The sequence below is a fragment of the Microbacterium sp. HMWF026 genome (assembly GCF_003061325.1).
GTDB lineage: Bacteria > Actinomycetota > Actinomycetes > Actinomycetales > Microbacteriaceae > Microbacterium > Microbacterium testaceum_E.
On sequence record NZ_QAJB01000259.1, the window covers coordinates 1 to 2,021 of the forward strand.

2 protein-coding genes are annotated in these 2,021 nt (G+C 72.8%); both read right to left on the reverse strand.

The features are described from left to right. Nucleotides 1-212: 212 nt before the first annotated feature. Nucleotides 213-1,142 (reverse strand): siderophore-interacting protein, encoded by a 930-nt coding sequence (locus tag DBR36_RS10165; protein WP_108319065.1) that lies wholly within the window; start codon nt 1,140-1,142, stop codon nt 213-215. A 66-nt stretch (nt 1,143-1,208) separates the two neighbouring features. Next, nucleotides 1,209-2,021: aminotransferase class I/II-fold pyridoxal phosphate-dependent enzyme (locus DBR36_RS10170; protein ID WP_258222702.1), on the reverse strand; the 813-nt coding region annotated here is incomplete at its 5' end.

Consider the following 2,021-nt stretch of genomic DNA (forward strand, 5'->3'; position numbering starts at 1 on the left):
CCCCACGGTCGTGGAGGAGACGATCAGCGCGAGGCTGATCACGCCCGCACGATCGAGCTCGCTCCACACGGTCGGGGACGAGACGTCCGCCGCCCGCCGGTCATGCCCGATCAGGCGCTCCGCCACTCGGCGGAGCCGGCCAGGGCGCAGAGACGAGAACGCCCCGCGCGGCTCGGCCGCGGGGGGCGTTCACCAGGATCCTGGCCCCGCCGTCACGCCGTGCGCTCGACCTGACCCTCTCGCCAGTACCCCATGAAGGCGACGCGCTTGCGGTCGACGCCGCAGCCCTGCACCAGCAGGCGCCGCAGCGTCTTGACCGTCTGCGACTCCCCCGCGATCCACGCGTAGAACTCGCCCTCGCTGTCGTCGGGGCTGTCCCAGAGCAGGTCGACGTCGAGGTCGATGTCCTCGAGCTCCTGGGGGCGCGGCGCCGCGGCGCGTGAGAGGACGGCTCCGGATGCCGCGGTCCACGCCTCGACGGCCTCGATCAACGCCTCGCCGTGGGGCCGGGCGCCGCGGGGCACCCACGTGATCGGCAGGGCGCCGGGCGCCAGCGGCAGGGCGTCGTCGATCGTCGGCACCTCGACGAAGGCGTCGACGACGAATCCGGCGCCGAGCCCCTCGAGGATCGCGCCGATGGCCGGGGCCGCGGTCTCGTCGCCCGCCAGCAGCAGGCGCTGGGCGGTACCGGGGTGGAAGTCGATGCCCTGAGCCGACTCGGGGCTGCGGGCGTCGGGACCCACGATCAGGATGCCGTCCCCCGCCGCCGCGTTCTCGGCCCAGCTCCCCGCGGGACCCGCGTCGTGGTGCAGGACGAAGTCGATGTCGAGCTCGAGCGCCTCGGGGTCGATGCGGCGCACGGTGTAGGTGCGGAACGGCATGCGCTCGGCATCCGGCAGGTCGCGCCACCGCGTGTACCACTCGCCGTTGTCGATCGCGTCGGGGTCGTGCTGGCCGATGTCGCACAGCCGGCCGTCGGCGCCGGGCAGCACGAGCTTGACGCGCTGGTCGCGTCGATCGGTGCCGAACACCTCGAAGTCCGGGCAGGTGAAGGTCACGCGGGCGAAATGCGGCGACAGGCGCCGCGCCTCTTTCACCACGGCGACGTACGGGCGGTAGGCGGGACGCGTGGCTGTCTTCACTCGCTAAGGATATCCTTACCTACCCTCGGATGCCAGAATCCGCGGCCGACATCGCCCACCGTCGAGCTACCCGCGGCGCTCCCCCGCGAGGCGGCCGATCCGCTCGATCGCCTCGCGCAGCACCTCGGGGGCGCACCCGACGTTGATGCGCACGTGGCCGATCCCCTCGGTGCCGAACAGCGGACCGTGGTGCAACGCCACCTTCGCCTCGCGGCGGATCAGCGGAGCCGGGTTGTCGCCCCAGCCGTACGCCGACACATCCACCCACGCCAGGAAGCCGGCATCCGGGAGCCGATAGCGGGCCCGAGGCAGGTGTTCCGCCAGAAGGTCCGCGAGCAGCCGGCGATTCTCGTCGAGAGCCGCCAGCAGCCCCTCCAGCCACTCATCGCTCTCGGCCGCGAAAGCCGCGCGGTTGGCGATGACACCGAACAGGCCGGCCCGCCACTCGACCTCCCACGGCAGACCCCTCACGACGGTCGCCGTCTCTTCGGCGCCCGTCACGATGACGGCGCACTTCAGGCCGGCCAGGTTGTACGCCTTGCTCGCGCTCGTGACGGCGTAGCCGACGGCGGCCGCCTCGGGAGCGGCATCCAGGAACGGCGTGAACACCATCGGCGCGTGCACGAGGGGCGCGTGGATCTCGTCGCTCACGACGCTCGCGCCGTAGTGCGCGGCGAGGCACGCGAGAGCCGCGAGACTCTCGCGGGAGTGCACCGTGCCGGTGGGGTTGTGCGGGTTGCACAGCAGCACCGCGCGCGCCCCCGCGGCCAGGGCGCTCTCGATCCCCGCGAGGTCGAGGCTCCAGCGCTCCCCGTCGTCGACGAGCGGTACGCGCTCGACGACCGCTCCCGCCTCTTCGACGGTGTCGTAGAACGGCGG